We start from the raw sequence: 15,264 nt of genomic DNA on the forward strand, positions 1-15,264 counted from the left end.
TTTCACCGGGTGGAAAGAATGCAAGTGGCACCGCTGGAGAGCGTGCCGCCGGTGCCGTGGACCAGCGCGGTCACGGCGTTCGCGATCTGGCGCGGGCCGCATTCGCCGCGCAACTGGCGCACCGCCTCGATCAGCAGGAAGATGCCATACATGCCGGGGTGTGCGTAAGACAGACCGCCGCCGTTGGTGTTAAGCGGGAACACACCGCCCGGCGCGGTGCGCTGGTTGGCGACAAAAGCGCCGCCCTCGCCGCGCTTGCAAAAGCCCAGCGCTTCGAGCGTCATCAGCACGGTGATGGTGAACGAGTCATAGACTTCCACCACGTCGATGGCGTCATGCCGGATGCCTGCCATGGCAAAGGCATCGCGGCCCGCCACCTCGGCTGCCGTCAGGCGTGCCAGATCGGGCATGGCGGCGATGGTCCAGTGGGTATGCGATTCGCCATAACCGCGCACATGCACCGCCTTGCGCCCGAGCGCCTTGGCGTGCTCGGCCGTGGTCATGACCACGGCGCCGCCACCGTCGGTGACCAGGCAGATATCGAGCAGGTGCAGCGGGTCGGAGATCATCGTGCTCTGGAGCACATCCTCGATCGACAGCGGCTCGCGCATGGTGGCCGCCGGATTGAGCGCCGCCCACTTGCGCGTGGCCACCGCGATCTCGGCCAGCTGCTCGGAGGTGGTGCCATATTCGTGCATGTGGCGCTTGGCCGCCATCGCATAGCCGCCCACCGGCGTGGGCATGCCCCAGGGGGTTTCGTACTGCATGGTGAGCACGGCGGGACGACCGGCCAGGTTGCGGCTCATCTCGCTCTTTTGCAGGCTACCGTAAGTGATCAGCGCCACCTCGCAGCGGCCCGCCTCGATGGCTGTGGCGGCATGCGCCACATGCGCCTCGAAGGCCGAGCCGCCGATGTTGGTGCCGTCGACGAAGCGCGGCGTAATCCCCAGGTACTCCGACAGCGTCACGGTCGGCAACTGGCCCGGGCCGGGCACCCCCCACATACCGGCGGTCAGCAACCCATCGACTTCGTGCATGGCGATGCCTGCGTCCTTCAAGGCGTCGCGGGCGACCAGCGCCTGGGCCTGCAGGACCGACATGGGCGCAAGGACCTTGCCGTCCTTCAGTGGCAGGTCGGCAACGCCGACGATCACAGCTTCTCGTTTTGTCATATGTAGAAATCTCCTGGTGTTGGATATCCCGGTCTGTGCGGTCTGTACTATTGATCCGGCCATTTGACGTCGCGAGTCGTGGACGGGCTGCCACAGGCAAACGACTCACGAAAGTTCAAAATTCATGGAGCCGGAGCAGCAGGCAAAAAAGTAATGGTTTCAGTGAAGTCGGCAATGGTTTCGCCACGCTGATTGATCACCAAATGTTGCAACTCCATCAGGGTATAGCCGCGCGAGGTCGTGGGGAGCAGTCGGGCCTCCCCTTCGACATGAATGGTGTCGCCCGGAAACAGCGCACCGCGCAGGCGTGCCTGTACGCCGGTCATACCGCCGAACGGGCCAACCTCGCGCCCTTCCAGCACCTGCTTGATGATGTCGGACACATAGGTTGCCAGCAGCCCCATGCCGAGCGAAATGACCATCGGGCCGGGCGCAAAGCGGCTGCGATGCGATCCGGTCATGTTCTCCCGGATGTACTCCATGTCGATAAAAAATGGTTCATGCAAGCCGACCACATTGACGAAGGTGACGATGTCGGTTTCGGTGATGGTGCGTCGGTGCGTCTTGAAATGATGCGACTTGGCGCTGTCGGTCAGGTTGGCCATTTTGAAGTCCGGTGATTGATGGGTGGTGATGGATGAAAGTGGTTCTCTGCGGGCAATCCTTCTATCGGCCTGGCCCGCTGTTTTGACATAATTGGGTTTTTATGTCGTCTAGCGCAGGAGAACAGCGGATGAACCCAGCACCCTTGCCTGGCGGTCAACTTCAGGGCCAGATCGCCCTCGTCACCGGTGCCACGGCCTTCATCGGTCGTGCCATTGCGCTGGAGTTGGCGCGGCGCGGCGCGCACGTGATCGTCAACGGCCGCAATCCCGAAGCCGGACAGGCAGTGATCAACGAGATCGCTGCGAACGGCTACTGCGCCGCGTTTGAACAAGCCGACCTGACCCATAGCGACGCGGTTCGTGCCATGGTGGATCGAGTTGCCGAGCGCCACGGTCGCCTTGACATCCTGGTGGCCAGCGGCGCAGGCGCCAGTGCCGACTCGCCGTCCTTTCGCCTTTTCAAGGAAATGAGCAACGGCGACTTCGACAACTACATCCGCGCCCACTGGCTCACCCGCGCATTTGCGATCCAGGCTGCCGCCCGCGTCATGGCACTGCACGGCCGCGGCAAGATCGTCGCGGTGGGCACCGACGCGGGCCGCGTGGCCACGGTCGGCGAATCCTTCATTGGCGGCGCCACCGCCGGCATGATGCAGATGTGCCGCGTGCTGGCGCGTGAACTGGGGCGCGACGGCATTCGGGTCAACGCGGTGGCGATGAGCTACATCTGGGATGCCGAGCCGCGCTGGGGCCCGGGCTCGCCAGCGCTCGAAGGCGGTCACGGCAAGGGCATGATCGAGAACCTGCGCAAGCGCATGCTGTTCCCCGTGCTCTGCCAGGACATCGCCAACGCGGCGGCGTTCTTGGCCGGACCGGAGTCCGATGCCATCACCGGCCAGACCCTGAGCGTCAACGGCGGTTTGAGCACACCGGGCTGACATGGCCATCAGGCGCCACCGTGCGCGGCCTTGACGGCCGCGCGGTCAATGCTATCGGCACCGCCCAAGGGGAGTGCCGGTACAAACACCACGTGCTTGGGTTTTTTGTAGCGTGCGATGCGACCGCCCACAAACTCGATCAACTCCTCGGCACTCAGCGTGCACCCTGCCTTCAGCACGCAGACCGCCTTGACCGCCTCGCCCCACTGAACGTCCGGCACACCGAGGACCACCACCTGCGCCAGCGCCGGGTGCTCCAGAATGGCCCGCTCGACTTCAGCCGGATAGACGTTCTCGCCCCCCGGCTTGATCAACTCCTTGGCCGGTGAACGCCCGCTGTACCAAAGGTAGCCCTCGGCATCGATGCGCCCCATGTCGCCCGTGTGGTGCCAGCCGTTGCGCAGCGTGAAAGCGTTGTCTGCTTCGCAGCGCCAGTAGCCCTGGAACACCATCGGACCCCGCACCACGATCTCGCCGGTGGCGCCGGTGGGCAACGGGCGGTCCAGTTCGTCCACCACTGCGACCGTGTTCAGCGCGGTGGGCCGCCCGGCGCTGCCGGGGCGCTCGTCAAATGGCGCCAGACTGACCGAGCCCGAGGTCTCGGTCTGGCCGTAGGCACTCCAGAAAGTCGCCTGGGGGCAGGTGGTGCGCAAGCGCGCGATGGTCTCGGGCACGTCGATTCCCGACACCACGCGCAGGCTGTCCAGTGCCGAGCCCTGGGCCGCTGCGGCGTCCAGCAGGGCGCCCAGCATCGGCGGGAAGGTGCCGATCAGGCTGCCGCCGTCCTCGTCGATATGCTTGACCAGGCTGGGCGGATCGAAACGTGTCAGCAGCAGCGTCGCCCCGCCCGCCTGATGCGTGGCCAGCATGAAGCCGATGGCGGCCACGTGAAACAGCGGCAAGACGCCCAGATTGACATCTGACGTGGTCAACCGCCAGGCCAGTTGCGTCTGCAGGCTGGCGGCGATCAGGCCGCGGTGCGAGAGCAGCGCGCCGCGCGGCCGCCCGCCCACGGCGGCGGTGTGGATGATGACGAGCCCCTCATCGTCATTCAGATCGGCGGGCGGCACGGTGCGATCGAGATACAGCGCACTGACGGGTTGCCAGGGCGCTGGCGCGGCGCCCAGCGTGTAGCGCAGCGTGTCGTCCAGGCCGCTCTGCGGCAGCAGGGCCTGGAATTCATCGGCGACGATCAGCACCCGCGGTGCCACGTCCTCGATGACGTAGGCCACCTCCTCGGCCGACAGCCGCCAGTTGATCGGCACCACGATCGCGCCCAACTGGGCGGCGGCGCCGAACAGGTCGACGTATTCCAGGCCGTTGGGGGCCAGTATCGCCAGCCGGTCACCCTGCCCTACGCCTGCGGCCGCCAGACCAGCCGCCAAGCGCGCCGTGCGCTCGGCATACTGGGCGTGCGTGACCCGCTGATCGCCGAACAGCAGGGCGGTGTTCGATCCGTACAATTTCGCGTTACGGTTGATGAGATCGTGCAGCGTAAAAGATCGCAAACTCATTCCATGCTCCTCGTTCAGATTCAGCTTCGACTCGCCGGAGGTGGCGCCGGCGGCATCACTTCGTGCAGAAACGCCGCCACGCTGGCGGCGAAGGCGTCGTTGGCATCACCGGCGATCATGTGGCCGGCGCCCTTGAGGTCGACAAAGCGCGCCCGCGGCAAGGTTTGCACCAGGGCGCGCGCATCTTCTTCGCTGATCACGTCGCTGCGTTGGCCGCGCAGCAGCAGGGTGGGCGCCTGCAGACCGCGCAAGGCGCGCTCGTAGCCATCCGCGTCGCGCCGGTGGTTGTGGTTGGCCTCGCTCATCAGTTGCGGGTCCCAATGCCAATTCCAGCGGCCTTGCACATTCATGCGCAGGTTTTTCTTCAGGCCCTCGATCGGTCCTTCCATTGGCCGCCCACGGTAGTCAGCGATGTGTTGCGCGGCTTCTTCCAGCGACGCAAAACCATCGGGCCGCGCCCGCATGAAACTGACGATGCGATCGACACCGGCTTCTTCCATGCGCGGCGCAATGTCCACCAGCACCAGCGCGTTGATCGACGGCGCATCGGCGCGGCCGACTGCGGCCATGCTAATGAGGCCGCCCAGCGAAGCGCCGACCACCGCCAGCGGCGTGCCCAGTTCGCGCCAGATGCAGCACATGGTGTCGGCCAGCGTCTCGATGCGGTAGTCGCCATCCTTGGACCAGGCACTGTCGCCGTGGCCCGGCAAGTCCAGCGCCACGGTGTACCAGCCGGCATCGCCCAGCACCTGCGCCGCCTTGCCCCAGGCATGGCGGGTTTGTCCGCCACCGTGCAGCAGCAACACCGCGGGCGCCCCGACCGGGCCATAGACATCGGCCACCAGGGAGCCGCCGGCGAAGCCGGGAAATTCCCGGCGCGTCGTCATGATGACGCGCCCACTTCCTGCGCGAAGTCGGCCCCGCTGTCCACTATCTGTCCCCAGTCGGCGAACGTTTTGTAATGTGCGCGCCACGAGGCCAGCAGCTCATCGCGCGGCAAGTCGGCGTAAGTGCCGTGGTCGTGCACATACTCCATGTGCCTGCGGCCGCTGACATCGAATTCATGAAAGACCGAATCGGCACGGCCATCGAATTCCAGTGGATGGATGCCGGCCTTCTCGCACAAGGAGCGGTTGAAGGCGGGCGTGGCTTTGAGCCACTGCCCGTCAACCCACAGCTCGGTGTAGCCGTGAAAGACGAACAGATCGGTGCCCATCATGTCTTGCAGGCGCTTGCTGCTCAAGTGGTTGCGAACGTCGGCATAGCCCAGCCGTGCCGGCACGCCCAGCACACGGGCAGCCGCTGCCAGCAGCGCCGCCTTGGGCACGCAAAAGCCACGCCCGGCCTCGATCACGCGACTGCCCTTCAAACCCTCGACCGTGGTGTCAAAGCAGTAGGGGTCGTAGAGAAACTCGTCGCGCACGGCGTAATAGAGCTTGACAGCGATCTCGCGCGGCGTCATCGCGGGGTCGGCCACCCGGCGCGCGAACGCGATCACCGCCGGGTGATCGCTGTCCACGTAGCGGCCGGGCGCGAGATAAGCCGACGGATCGTTCGTGTTTGTGGTTTGCATCGTCGCGTCCATGTCATTCATCCTTGACGCTCAGGCACTTCGGCGGCTTGGCCAGGGCAAAGCCGTTGAAGGGTTTGGAGCGATCCGTCGGCTTCAGCTTCCAGGTCTGACGGGCATTGGGCACACCGCCATCGACGCGGATGAAGGAGCCGGTGATGTAGGCCGCCGCCTCGGACAGCAGGAACACGATGGCCGCCGATACTTCGGCCTCGGTGCCGTAGCGCTGCAGCGGCACACTCTTCATCAAAATGCTGAACTTGGCCTGCATCTCGGGCTCGTAGGTGTCAAAGCCGCTGCTGGCCACAAAGCCCGGCGCCACCGCGTTGACGCGCACGCCCGACTCGCCCCATTCGCAGGCAGCCGTTTCGGTGAACGACAGCATGCCGGCGCGCGCGGCGCCGCTGTGTCCCATGGTGGGCATGCCCATCCACATGTCGGCGATGATGTTGACGATGGAGCCGCCGTGCGCCTCCATCCACTGCGTGTAGACCTCACGCGAGACGAGAAAGCCTCCGGTCAGGTTGCTGCGCACCACCGCCTCCCAGCCCTTGAGGCTGATGTCCTTGACCGGCTGCGGGTACTGGCCGCCGGCGTTGTTGACCAGGCCATCGATCCGGCCGTGCTGCGCAATCACGTCGGCAACCAGGGCCTTGACGCCCGGCTCGTCGCGGATGTCGCAGACATGGATGCTGACTTTGCCGCCCGCCGCTTCGATCTCGGCCTGCACCGCCTGCAGCTTCTCGATCTTGCGGCCCACCAGCGCCACGCTGGCGCCCAGGTTGGACAGCTCGTGCGCGGTGCAGCGGCCGATGCCGCTGCCGCCGCCGGTGACGATCACCGTCTGACCGGCAAAGAGGCCGGGGCGAAACACGGATTTGTAAACAGATTGACTCATGGACTTGTCTCCTTCGTAATGAGCTCAGGCTCGCAGCATGAAATTGCCGTGACCAAGGGCAATGGGCTTATCGGGGCTGGATTGCCATGCCTGGATGCGCAGATTCGCCACCCGCTGGCCCAGCTTGACCATCACGACGTTGGCATAGGTGTCCTGCGGACGGCCCGAGCGCAGATAATCGATGTTGAAATCGATGGTCTTGGGCAAGTCCCGGCTGTCCATGTGCCACAGCAGGTAGAACAATCCGGCGCACTCCAGAAACCCCCCGGTGGCTCCGCCATGCAGAGCCGGCAGGATGGGGTTGCCTATCAGTTTTTCCTGGAATGGCAGGACGCAGGTGAACTCCTCGCCCTTGACATCGATGCGCAAGTCCAGAAAACGCGCAAAGGGCACCGCCCGGATCACTTCGCTCCAGTCACCCTGGGCGCGCGCATGGTCAATTTGTTCGGTCCATTTCATCGTGGCACATCCTCGTTGCGCAATACCGGTCGCCCGGAAGTAAACATGTAAATGCCGACGGCGGTGGCAATTGGGTCGTCCGGCGTGTCGTGGTAAGCAGCGCCTCGGACGAACGCCAGTTCTGCAGTCAGCTTGTAGCAAACGGCCCCTCCCAGAATCGCACGCCCGGGCGTGGCGGGCTTGAGGTAGTCGATGCGCAAGTCCAGCGTGGCCATCGGCCGTATCTCCGGCAGCTTGACGAAAATCGCGAATCCGAACGCTGCGTCGAGCAGCGCAGTGATCACGCCGCCATGCAAAACCCTGGTCTGCGGATCGCCCACCAGCGCTTCCTGATACTCGACCTTGAGCACGCACCAGTCGGTTCGCACCGCGTGCGGCAGGAGGCCCAGTTCGCGGTTATACGGAGACACATGGGCAAACTTCTGCCATCGCTTGGCGATTTCTTCTTCGTTGATGGTGTGTGTTTCTGTCATCTCGACATATCTCCAGACAAGGTGAGGGTGGGCTCTTCGCCGGCCGCCGTCACCGGATACCAGCGGGTCGCGGCTGGCGTTTCTTCATGGCGCACGTAGCCGGAGCGCTCCAGCCACAGCAGGTGCGCCAGGGTTTCGCCCATGGCCAGGTAAGCATGCAGCGGGTCGCTCTGCGCGCCATAAACGGCGTAGCCGAGTTCGGTGGCATTCATGCCCCCCGCGCCCAGGCGCGCCATGAACTTGCGCAACGCTTTTTGATGGTGCGCCACCAGTCCGTGCGCGCGCTTGACCCCGGCGTGGTAGACGTCGTGATGGGCCGGCAGCACGTGCTCGATATCCAGCGTGGCAATGGTGCGCAGGCTGTCCAGATAGCGCGGCAGCGGATCGGTTTCGCCATAGGGCCAGACGCCGATGTTGGGCGTGATGCGTTCGAGCAACTGGTCGCCCGTGAGCAGCAGCTTCAACTTGGGCGCATACAGGCAAATCTGTGCAATGCTGTGACCGCCCAGCACCAGCACCTCGAACACATGCTCGCCGATGCGCAGCGTCTGGCCGGCTTCGAGCGGCTCGACGCGCGCCGGCACGGCGCAGGCCATGTTGCTTTGCAAGACCCCGCCCACCACCTGTTGCGCATCCTCCGGCGCCACCCCATGGCGGCACATGAAGTCGATACAGTAGGCGCGGTCGTCGGCGCTGGGCACGTGCGTCTGCCCCGCCACCGTCCGTTCTTCCTCGCGCATCAGGATGGTAGCGCCGGTGCGCTCGTGCAGCCACACTGCCAGCCCGAGGTGGTCGGGGTGGTGGTGCGAGACGATGATGCGCGTCAGGCCGGCCGCTAGTGGTCCCTCCAGGGCGCGCAGCCACAGCGCACGGGCGGCTTCGCAGTCGGCACCCGTGTCGAATAGGCACCAACCCTCGCTTTCGCGAATCAGGTAGATGTTGACGTGGTCGATGCCATAGTCCACCGGCAGCGTGAACATCAGGATGCCGGGCAGGACCTCCTTCAGCGGCAGCTCGACCGGCTCTTCCATGACTGAAGTAGCTTGAGAGGTGCTCATGTTCACAACCGTTTCGCCACTTCTTCGAGCATGACCTCGGTGGCACCGCCACCGATGGCCTGGACACGGGCGTCGCGCACCATGCGCTCGATCGGCGTCTCGCGCATATAGCCAGCGCCACCGTGGAACTGCTGACAGTCATAGACCACGTCGTTGAGCAGCTCGCCGCACAGCGCCTTGACCATCGACACTTCCTTGACGCACTCGCGCCCCTTCGCATCGAGCCAGGCAGCGTGGTAAACCAACTGACGGGCCGCCTCGACCTGCGCTGCCCGCATGGCCAGGCGCTGGCGGATCGCCTGCTTGTCCCACAGCGTGGCGCCGAAGGCCTTGCGCTCGCGCACATAGGCCAGCGTCAGCTCGATCGCACGCGCGGCTTCGCCCATCATCTGCGCACCCAGCACCATGCGCTCGTTCTGGAAATTGCGCATGATCTGGTAGAAGCCCTTGTTCTCTTCGCCCAGCAGATTGGCGGCCGGGATGCGGCAGTCTTCGAACACCAGTTCGGCGGTGTCGCTGCACAGCCAGCCGCTTTTCTTTAACGCGCGCCCGACTCGAAGGCCCGGCGTACCCTTCTCGACGATGAAGATCGAGATACCGCGCGAGCCCTTGGCCGTCGGGTCGGTCTTGGCGGCGACGAAGTACACGTCACCATGCACGCCGTTGGTGATGAACATCTTGCTGCCATTGATAACCCAGTGGTCTCCGTCGCGCACCGCGCGGGTGCGGATGCCAGCCACGTCAGAGCCTGCATCGGGCTCGGTCACCGCCACGGCACAGATCTTCTCGCCGCGGATGATGGCGGGCAGGTAGCGCGCGAGCTGCTCTGGCGTGCCAAAGTTGGCCAGGTGCGGCGAGGCCATGTCGGTGTGCACCATCACCGTCACGGCAAAGCCGCCGTACGTGGAGCGACCGAGTTCTTCGGCCAGGATCGCGCTGTACACCGTGTCAAGATTCGAGCCGCCGTATTGCTCGGCGTAACGCACGCCGAGGTAGCCGAGCTCACCCATTTTTCTCAGCACCGCACGCGGCACCATGCCTTCCTCTTCCCAGGGCGCTGCCTGTGGCACCACCTCCTGCTCGACAAAGCGGCGCAGGTTGTCCCGGAACTGCCGGTGTTGCTCGTCAAAATAAATCGGCTCGTTCATTGCTTTTCCTCAGATTCCATTGCTTCCATGATCACCAACACATCGCCACCGCGCACCGCGTCACCGACGCGGCAGCGCAACTCGCTGACCCGGCCCGCCGCGGGCGCGCTGAGCGTGTGCACCATCTTCATCGCCTCCATCTGCACCAGCGTGTCGCCCGCGTTCACCGTCATGCCCACACTGATTTGCACCTGCGTCACCAGACCGGGCATGGGCGCGAGCAGGCGATTGCCGCCCCGCTCATCATCGGCGCCCGCCGCGCCCTTGAGTGCGCGCTGCCAGCGGTCGAGCCGGCGCCAGGCCCACGTGCTGCCCGGCCCGGCCAGCCACACGCGTTCGCCCTGCGTAGCGTGCTGTTCCAGTGCCACCGTGAAGCGCACCGTCAGGCCGTCGCGCTGCAGCGCCAGGGTGTCGCCAACCAGCGTCGCTGCCAGGTTCAGTTCCAGATCGCCGACGTGCACGCGCCAGCTGTCACCCTGCGGCGAGACGCTGACTTCATGCACGCAGCGCTGCTCGTCTTCCAGCAGCACCTGCGTGCTGCCAGTGCCACTCCCGGCGCCGGTCGCGCGCCAGGCCCCGAGCGACTGCCAGGCCGAGCGCCCGGCCGCCGCCTGCTGGGTCAGCACGCCGTGCACGGCGGCAGCGGCGATGGCCAGCCCTTCGTCCGCGCGCGGCTGCCAGCCTGCGGGAAAGGCGCGTTCGATGTAGTGGGTGCTGAGTACTTGCGCGAAGTGGTCGTGGCGCAGCAGATCGGCCAGAAAACCGAGGTTGCTGTGCACGCCGAGCAGCACCGTGTCGTCCAATGCCGCGGCGAGCCGCCGTGCGGCGGTTGGTCGGTCGTCGGCATGGGCAATCACCTTGGCCAGCATGGAGTCGTAGTAGGGCGTCACCTGACTGCCGCTGCGCACGCCGCTGTCCACCCGGACACCCTCGCCGCGCGGCTCGTGGTAGCCGATCAGGGCGCCGATCTCGGGCGCAAAACCGGCCGCCGGATTCTCCGCACAAACACGCGCCTCGATCGCGCAGCCACGCTGCGACAGGTCCGGCTGGGCAAAGCCGAGCGGCTCACCTGCGGCCACCCGCAGTTGCCATTCGACCAGGTCGATGCCGACCGTCAACTCGGTCACCGGGTGCTCGACCTGCAGCCGGGTGTTCATTTCCAGGAAGAAGGAGTCTCCGCTGCGGCTGTCGTGGATGAACTCGATGGTGCCGGTGCTGTCGTAGCCGATGGCGCGCCCCATCGTCAGCGCGTGCGCGAACAGCGTCTCGCGCACGGCGGGCGGCAGGTGCGGCGCGGGTGCTTCCTCAATCACTTTCTGGTGGTTGCGCTGGATCGAACATTCGCGCTCGAACAGATGCACCAAGTGCCCGTGCTTGTCGCCCAGCAACTGCACTTCGAGGTGGCGCGGCTCGTCGAGGTAGCGTTCCAGCAGCACGCGGTCGTCGCCGAACGAAGCCTTGGCTTCGCGTCGCACGGTGGCCAGCGCGGCCGCGAATTCAGCCGCGCTACGCACCACCCGCATGCCCTTGCCGCCGCCGCCGGCCGAGGCCTTGATCAGCACCGGGTAGCCAATGCCATCGGCCGCCGCCTGCAAGACCGCAGGGTCCTGGTCGTCGGCGTGGTAGCCCGGCACCACCGGCACGCCGGCGTCGAGCGCGATGCGCTTGGATTCGATCTTCGAGCCCATGCGCTGGATCGCGTCGCGCGAGGGACCGACAAAAATGAGCCCGGCGGCTTCGCAGGCATCGATCAGGGCCAGGCTTTCCGACAAAAAGCCGTAACCCGGATGAATGGCCTGCGCACCGGCGGCACGGGCCGCGGCCACGATGGCCGTGGCATCGAGGTAGCTGCGCGCGGCCTCGGGCGCTCCGATGCGCACGGCCGTGTCGCACAGGGCCACGTGCAGCGCCTCGCGGTCGGCGTCGGAATAGACTGCCACCGTGCGCAAGCCCATGCGGCGCGCGGTGCGGGCGATGCGACAGGCAATCTCGCCGCGGTTGGCAATCAGTAGAGTTTCAAACATAGTCAATGTGTCTCTGTTGGGCGCCTTGCGCTCGACCTCAGGCCTGCCGCCACGCCGGCAGACGCTTGCCAAAGAAGGCGGCGATGCCGTCGCGCCCTTCTTCGGTTTCCCAGGCGTCGGCCAGTTTGTCGGCGGTGTAGATCATGTTGGTGGGCAGGTCGTGCGCCTGCACATAGGCCACCAGTTTCTTGGTGGCCGCCACCGCGCCGGGCGCGCACTGCAGCAGGTCGGCGAGTTCGCGTTCAATGGCAGCGTCGAGCTGATCGGCGGCCACCACTTCTGAGAGCAGGCCCAGGCGCTGCGCCTCTGCCGCGCCCATGCGGCGCGCCGTCAGGAAGGTGCGCCGGGCGTTGGCCTCGCCCATGCGCGCCACCACGTAGGGCGCAATATTGGCCGGCAGCAGGCCCAGGCGCACCTCGGTCAGCGAATAGACACCGGTATCGACCGCGATCGTGATGTCGCAGACCGAGATCATGCCGACGCCGCCGCCATACGCGGGGCCATTGATGCGGCCAATGACAGGCATAGGCAGCTCGTTCAGGGCGCGCAGCATGAGCGCCAGATCGCCGCTTTCGCCCACGCGCTCGGTCCGGCTCTTTTTCATGTTGTCCTGCATCCAGCCCAGGTCGCCGCCGGCGCAAAAGGTCTTGCCGGTGCCGGTGAGCACCACCGCGCGCACGCCCGGCGCTGCGGCCAGCCAATCGACGGCACGACGCAGCTCGCTGATCAGGGTGGCGTTGAGCGCGTTATGAGTGTCGGGGCGGTTGAGCGTGAGGCGGGCCACGCCGCGCGCGTCGACGACCAGTTGCAGGGTCTCGTAGGTGGGGGTGTTCATAGAGGTTCTCTTACATGCGGTAAACAGGGGTTGCCGTACTCGGCAACGCACGGCGCGCCGCCAGCGCCAGCGCCAGGCCCAGCACGTCGCGCGAGGCCGAGGGTTCGATCAGACCGTCGTCCCACAGCCGGGAGGTGGCGTAATAGGGATCGCTCTGGCGCGCGTACTGCTCGCGTACCTTGCGTTCGATATCCAGCAGCCGCGCCTCATCAGCCGGGCCGCGCAGGTTAGAGCGCGCCAGCTCGACCATCACGTTGCTGGCAATGTCGGCGCTCATCGTGGCCACTCTGGCACTGGGCCAGGCGAACAGGAATTCGGGCTCAAAGCCGCGGCCGCACATGCCGTAGTTGCCGGCGCCATAAGAGCCGCCAACCACCAACGTGAGCTTGGGCACGCGCGCGCAGGCCATGGCATACACCATCTTGGCGCTGTGCTTGGCAATACCGCCACGCTCGGCCTCGGTGCCCACCATGAAGCCGGGAATGTTTTGCAGGAACAGCAGCGGCACGCCGCGCTGGTTGGCCAGTTCGATGAAATGCGCGCCCTTCAGGGCCGACTCGGCCAGCAGCGCGCCGTTGTTGGCGAGGATGGCGACCGGCTGGCCGTGGATCGCGCCAAAGCCGGTCACCAGCGTATCTCCCCACAACGGTTTGAACTCGTGGAAAGCGCTGCCGTCGAGCAGCCGCGCAATGATTTCGCGCGCGTCGTAGGGCTGTTTGGGGTCGACCGGTACGACGCCATCGAGCTCAATCGGGTCGTAACGTGGTGCGCTGGGCGGCAGCGGCGGCACCATGGGCGGCTCGGGCGGCAGGCTGGCGACGATCTGACGGAGCATGGCCAGCGCCTGATGCTCGTCCTCGGCCAGGTGGTCGCTGACACCGGAGACACGGCTGTGCATCTCCGCGCCGCCCAGGGTTTCGCCGTCGACCACTTCGTTGATCGCGATCTTGACGATGGACGGGCCACCCAGATGAATGCGTGCGTTACCGCGCACCATCACCACTTCGTCCGACAGCGCGGGAATGTAGGCGCCGCCCGCGGTGCAGCCGCCGAACACGGCCGAGAGCTGCGGCAGGCCGGCCTGCGACATGCGGCACTGGCGGTGGAAGCTGTTGCCGAAGTGGTCCTTGTCGGGAAACACGCGGTCCTGCTCCGGCAGAAAGGCACCGCCGCAGTCCACCAGGTACAGGCAGGGCAGTCGCAGGCGCTCGGCGATTTCCTGCGCCCGCACGTGTTTCTTGACGGTTTCATGGAAGAACGAGCCGCCCTTGACGGTGGCGTCGTTGGCGATGAACATGCACGGCCGCCCGGCCACCATGCCGACGCCGGTGACGATGCCCGCACCCGGCACCTCGTTGCCATACTGATCCCAGGCCGCCAGCGGCGAGAGTTCCAAGAAGGCGCTGCCGTCATCGACGATGAAGTCGATGCGCTCGCGCACCAGCAGCTTGCCGCGCGCGTGGTGGCGCCCGATGTGCGCATCACGCCCGCCAGTGGCCACCCCGGACAGGCGTGTGCGCAAGGTCTCGACCTGGGTGCGGCCGTGCGCCAGCGCCTGGTGGTAGGAATCGCTGCGGGTGTCGATACGGCTTTCTAGGGATGTCATCTGTGTCATCTTTTCGTTGCAGCGAGCGAGCCGCTGTGCATCACATGGCCTGACAGGGAGCGCCCGATGATGCGTTCGGCCAGCCGCGCCGCCTCGATCAGCGCCTCCAGGTCGATCCCGGCCTCGATGCCCAGTTCCTGGCACATGAAGACCATGTCTTCGGTGCAGATGTTGCCGGCCGCGCCACCGTGCGTGTGACCCGCGAACGGACAACCGCCCAGACCGGCGACCGAACTGTCGAACAGCCGCACGCCCATTTGCAAGGCGGCATAAACGTTGGCACCGCCGACGCCGCGCGTGTCGTGCAGGTGCAGGCCCATCTGCGCCTGCGGCACGATCTCGCGCACCGCGCCGACGCGGCGCTTGATCTCCTCGGGATGGGCCCAGCCCATGGTGTCGGCCAGGTAGACCGCCGGCAGCGGCACACGCCGGTCGGCGCAGGCATCGACCAGCCAGCGCACCTGATCGGTCACGGCCGACAGCGGCACGGCACCACCGAGATTGCAGCCAAAGGCCGTGATCACGTAAGCCTTCTCCACCGGAATGCCCAGGGCGATGTAGCGGTCCAGCCAACCGAGCTGGCGTTCACGCATCTCGGCCACGCTGCAGTTGTTGTTGCGCTGCGAAAACGGCTCGGTGGTGTAGAACATCAGCTTGCCGTCCAGGTCCACCTGTTCGCAGGCACGCGCGCGCTCGAAACCGTTGTCGTTGAGCCAGAGCGCCGTGTAGCGGGTGCCAGGGCGCTTGGTGATGGCGGCAAACAGTTCGGATGCGTCGGCCATCTGCGGCACCGCGCGCGGACTGACGAAGGACGCCACCTGGATCTGCTTCAGGCCCGAGGCGCTCAAAGCATCAATCAGCGCGGCGCGATCAGCCAGTGGATAGGTTGTTGGCTCCATCTGGAAGCCCTCGCGCGGGCCCTCCTCATGGAACTCGACGGAGGTAGGTAAGTTGCTCATTGCTA

General features: G+C 65.9%; 15 protein-coding genes. 1 reads left to right on the plus strand and 14 read right to left on the minus strand.

Features of this window, described 5'->3' with window-relative positions; all coding sequences use genetic code 11:
• Positions 1 to 2: 2 nt before the first annotated feature.
• Both DD542_RS13500 and DD542_RS13505 read right to left on the minus strand, forming a co-directional pair.
• Positions 3 to 1,172 (minus strand): acetyl-CoA acetyltransferase, encoded by a 1,170-nt coding sequence (locus DD542_RS13500; RefSeq protein ID WP_127806016.1) that lies wholly within the window; start codon positions 1,170 to 1,172, stop codon positions 3 to 5.
• Between the two features lie 122 nt (positions 1,173 to 1,294).
• Positions 1,295 to 1,777, minus strand: coding sequence for a MaoC family dehydratase (locus tag DD542_RS13505; protein WP_127806017.1), 483 nt, complete (start codon positions 1,775 to 1,777; stop codon positions 1,295 to 1,297).
• Positions 1,778 to 1,905: 128 nt separating this feature from the next.
• Between DD542_RS13505 and DD542_RS13510 the strand changes: the two genes are divergently transcribed.
• A complete protein-coding gene (locus DD542_RS13510; RefSeq protein WP_164868397.1) occupies positions 1,906 to 2,715 on the plus strand; it encodes an SDR family NAD(P)-dependent oxidoreductase in 810 nt (269 codons plus the stop codon).
• 8 nt (positions 2,716 to 2,723) lie between these two features.
• Here the strand turns inward: DD542_RS13510 and DD542_RS13515 are convergent, their stop codons facing one another.
• Genes DD542_RS13515 through DD542_RS13570 form a run of 12 tightly spaced genes read right to left on the minus strand, consistent with a single transcriptional unit; the run spans position 2,724 to position 15,259 of the window.
• Positions 2,724 to 4,229: an AMP-binding protein gene (locus DD542_RS13515; RefSeq protein ID WP_127806019.1), complete on the minus strand. Its 1,506-nt coding sequence runs from the start codon at positions 4,227 to 4,229 to the stop codon at positions 2,724 to 2,726.
• Between the two features lie 20 nt (positions 4,230 to 4,249).
• On the minus strand, positions 4,250 to 5,116 hold the full coding sequence (locus tag DD542_RS13520; protein ID WP_127806020.1) for an alpha/beta hydrolase: 867 nt from the start codon (positions 5,114 to 5,116) through the stop codon (positions 4,250 to 4,252).
• Entirely contained in the window at positions 5,113 to 5,814 is a 702-nt protein-coding gene (locus tag DD542_RS13525) for a transglutaminase family protein (protein WP_127806021.1), read from the minus strand. Before DD542_RS13525 ends, DD542_RS13520 begins: the two co-directional genes overlap by 4 nt.
• A 1-nt stretch (position 5,815) precedes the next feature.
• Positions 5,816 to 6,697 carry an SDR family oxidoreductase gene (locus tag DD542_RS13530; protein ID WP_127806022.1) on the minus strand — a complete coding sequence of 294 codons (882 nt, stop codon included), beginning with the start codon at positions 6,695 to 6,697 and terminating at the stop codon, positions 5,816 to 5,818.
• 24 nt (positions 6,698 to 6,721) lie between these two features.
• A complete protein-coding gene (locus DD542_RS13535) occupies positions 6,722 to 7,156 on the minus strand; it encodes a PaaI family thioesterase (RefSeq protein WP_008905485.1) in 435 nt (144 codons plus the stop codon).
• Positions 7,153 to 7,629, minus strand: coding sequence for a PaaI family thioesterase (locus DD542_RS13540; RefSeq protein ID WP_127806023.1), 477 nt, complete (start codon positions 7,627 to 7,629; stop codon positions 7,153 to 7,155). Before DD542_RS13540 ends, DD542_RS13535 begins: the two co-directional genes overlap by 4 nt.
• The gene (locus tag DD542_RS13545; protein WP_241559554.1) at positions 7,626 to 8,687 is read right to left on the minus strand and encodes an MBL fold metallo-hydrolase; all 1,062 of its coding nucleotides are present in this window, start codon (positions 8,685 to 8,687) and stop codon (positions 7,626 to 7,628) included. Before DD542_RS13545 ends, DD542_RS13540 begins: the two co-directional genes overlap by 4 nt.
• Positions 8,688 to 8,689: 2 nt before the next feature.
• On the minus strand, positions 8,690 to 9,835 hold the full coding sequence (locus DD542_RS13550) for an acyl-CoA dehydrogenase family protein (protein ID WP_127806024.1): 1,146 nt from the start codon (positions 9,833 to 9,835) through the stop codon (positions 8,690 to 8,692).
• Positions 9,832 to 11,859 carry a biotin carboxylase N-terminal domain-containing protein gene (locus tag DD542_RS13555; RefSeq protein WP_127806025.1) on the minus strand — a complete coding sequence of 676 codons (2,028 nt, stop codon included), beginning with the start codon at positions 11,857 to 11,859 and terminating at the stop codon, positions 9,832 to 9,834. The genes DD542_RS13550 and DD542_RS13555 overlap by 4 nt, the downstream gene beginning before the upstream one ends.
• A gap of 37 nt (positions 11,860 to 11,896) precedes the next feature.
• The gene (locus tag DD542_RS13560) at positions 11,897 to 12,694 is read right to left on the minus strand and encodes a crotonase/enoyl-CoA hydratase family protein (RefSeq protein ID WP_127806026.1); all 798 of its coding nucleotides are present in this window, start codon (positions 12,692 to 12,694) and stop codon (positions 11,897 to 11,899) included.
• Positions 12,695 to 12,704: 10 nt separating this feature from the next.
• Complete coding sequence (locus DD542_RS13565) at positions 12,705 to 14,300, minus strand: carboxyl transferase domain-containing protein (RefSeq protein WP_127806027.1); 1,596 nt, start codon at positions 14,298 to 14,300, stop codon at positions 12,705 to 12,707.
• Positions 14,301 to 14,305: 5 nt separating this feature from the next.
• The gene (locus DD542_RS13570; RefSeq protein WP_127806028.1) at positions 14,306 to 15,259 is read right to left on the minus strand and encodes a hydroxymethylglutaryl-CoA lyase; all 954 of its coding nucleotides are present in this window, start codon (positions 15,257 to 15,259) and stop codon (positions 14,306 to 14,308) included.
• Positions 15,260 to 15,264: the final 5 nt, after the last annotated feature.

The sequence above is a fragment of the Hydrogenophaga sp. NH-16 genome, assembly GCF_004006415.1.
Classification (GTDB): Bacteria; Pseudomonadota; Gammaproteobacteria; order Burkholderiales; family Burkholderiaceae_C; genus Hydrogenophaga; species Hydrogenophaga pseudoflava.

Coding starts and splice junctions, on each gene's coding strand:
- DD542_RS13500 (WP_127806016.1), bottom strand. CDS start 1,172: ATGACAAAACGAGAAGCTGTGATCGTCGGCGTTGCCGACCTGCCACTG.
- DD542_RS13505 (WP_127806017.1), bottom strand. CDS start 1,777: ATGGCCAACCTGACCGACAGCGCCAAGTCGCATCATTTCAAGACGCAC.
- DD542_RS13510 (WP_164868397.1), top strand. CDS start 1,906: ATGAACCCAGCACCCTTGCCTGGCGGTCAACTTCAGGGCCAGATCGCC.
- DD542_RS13515 (WP_127806019.1), bottom strand. CDS start 4,229: ATGAGTTTGCGATCTTTTACGCTGCACGATCTCATCAACCGTAACGCG.
- DD542_RS13520 (WP_127806020.1), bottom strand. CDS start 5,116: ATGACGACGCGCCGGGAATTTCCCGGCTTCGCCGGCGGCTCCCTGGTG.
- DD542_RS13525 (WP_127806021.1), bottom strand. CDS start 5,814: ATGGACGCGACGATGCAAACCACAAACACGAACGATCCGTCGGCTTAT.
- DD542_RS13530 (WP_127806022.1), bottom strand. CDS start 6,697: ATGAGTCAATCTGTTTACAAATCCGTGTTTCGCCCCGGCCTCTTTGCC.
- DD542_RS13535 (WP_008905485.1), bottom strand. CDS start 7,156: ATGAAATGGACCGAACAAATTGACCATGCGCGCGCCCAGGGTGACTGG.
- DD542_RS13540 (WP_127806023.1), bottom strand. CDS start 7,629: ATGACAGAAACACACACCATCAACGAAGAAGAAATCGCCAAGCGATGG.
- DD542_RS13545 (WP_241559554.1), bottom strand. CDS start 8,687: ATGAGCACCTCTCAAGCTACTTCAGTCATGGAAGAGCCGGTCGAGCTG.
- DD542_RS13550 (WP_127806024.1), bottom strand. CDS start 9,835: ATGAACGAGCCGATTTATTTTGACGAGCAACACCGGCAGTTCCGGGAC.
- DD542_RS13555 (WP_127806025.1), bottom strand. CDS start 11,859: ATGTTTGAAACTCTACTGATTGCCAACCGCGGCGAGATTGCCTGTCGC.
- DD542_RS13560 (WP_127806026.1), bottom strand. CDS start 12,694: ATGAACACCCCCACCTACGAGACCCTGCAACTGGTCGTCGACGCGCGC.
- DD542_RS13565 (WP_127806027.1), bottom strand. CDS start 14,300: ATGACATCCCTAGAAAGCCGTATCGACACCCGCAGCGATTCCTACCAC.
- DD542_RS13570 (WP_127806028.1), bottom strand. CDS start 15,259: ATGAGCAACTTACCTACCTCCGTCGAGTTCCATGAGGAGGGCCCGCGC.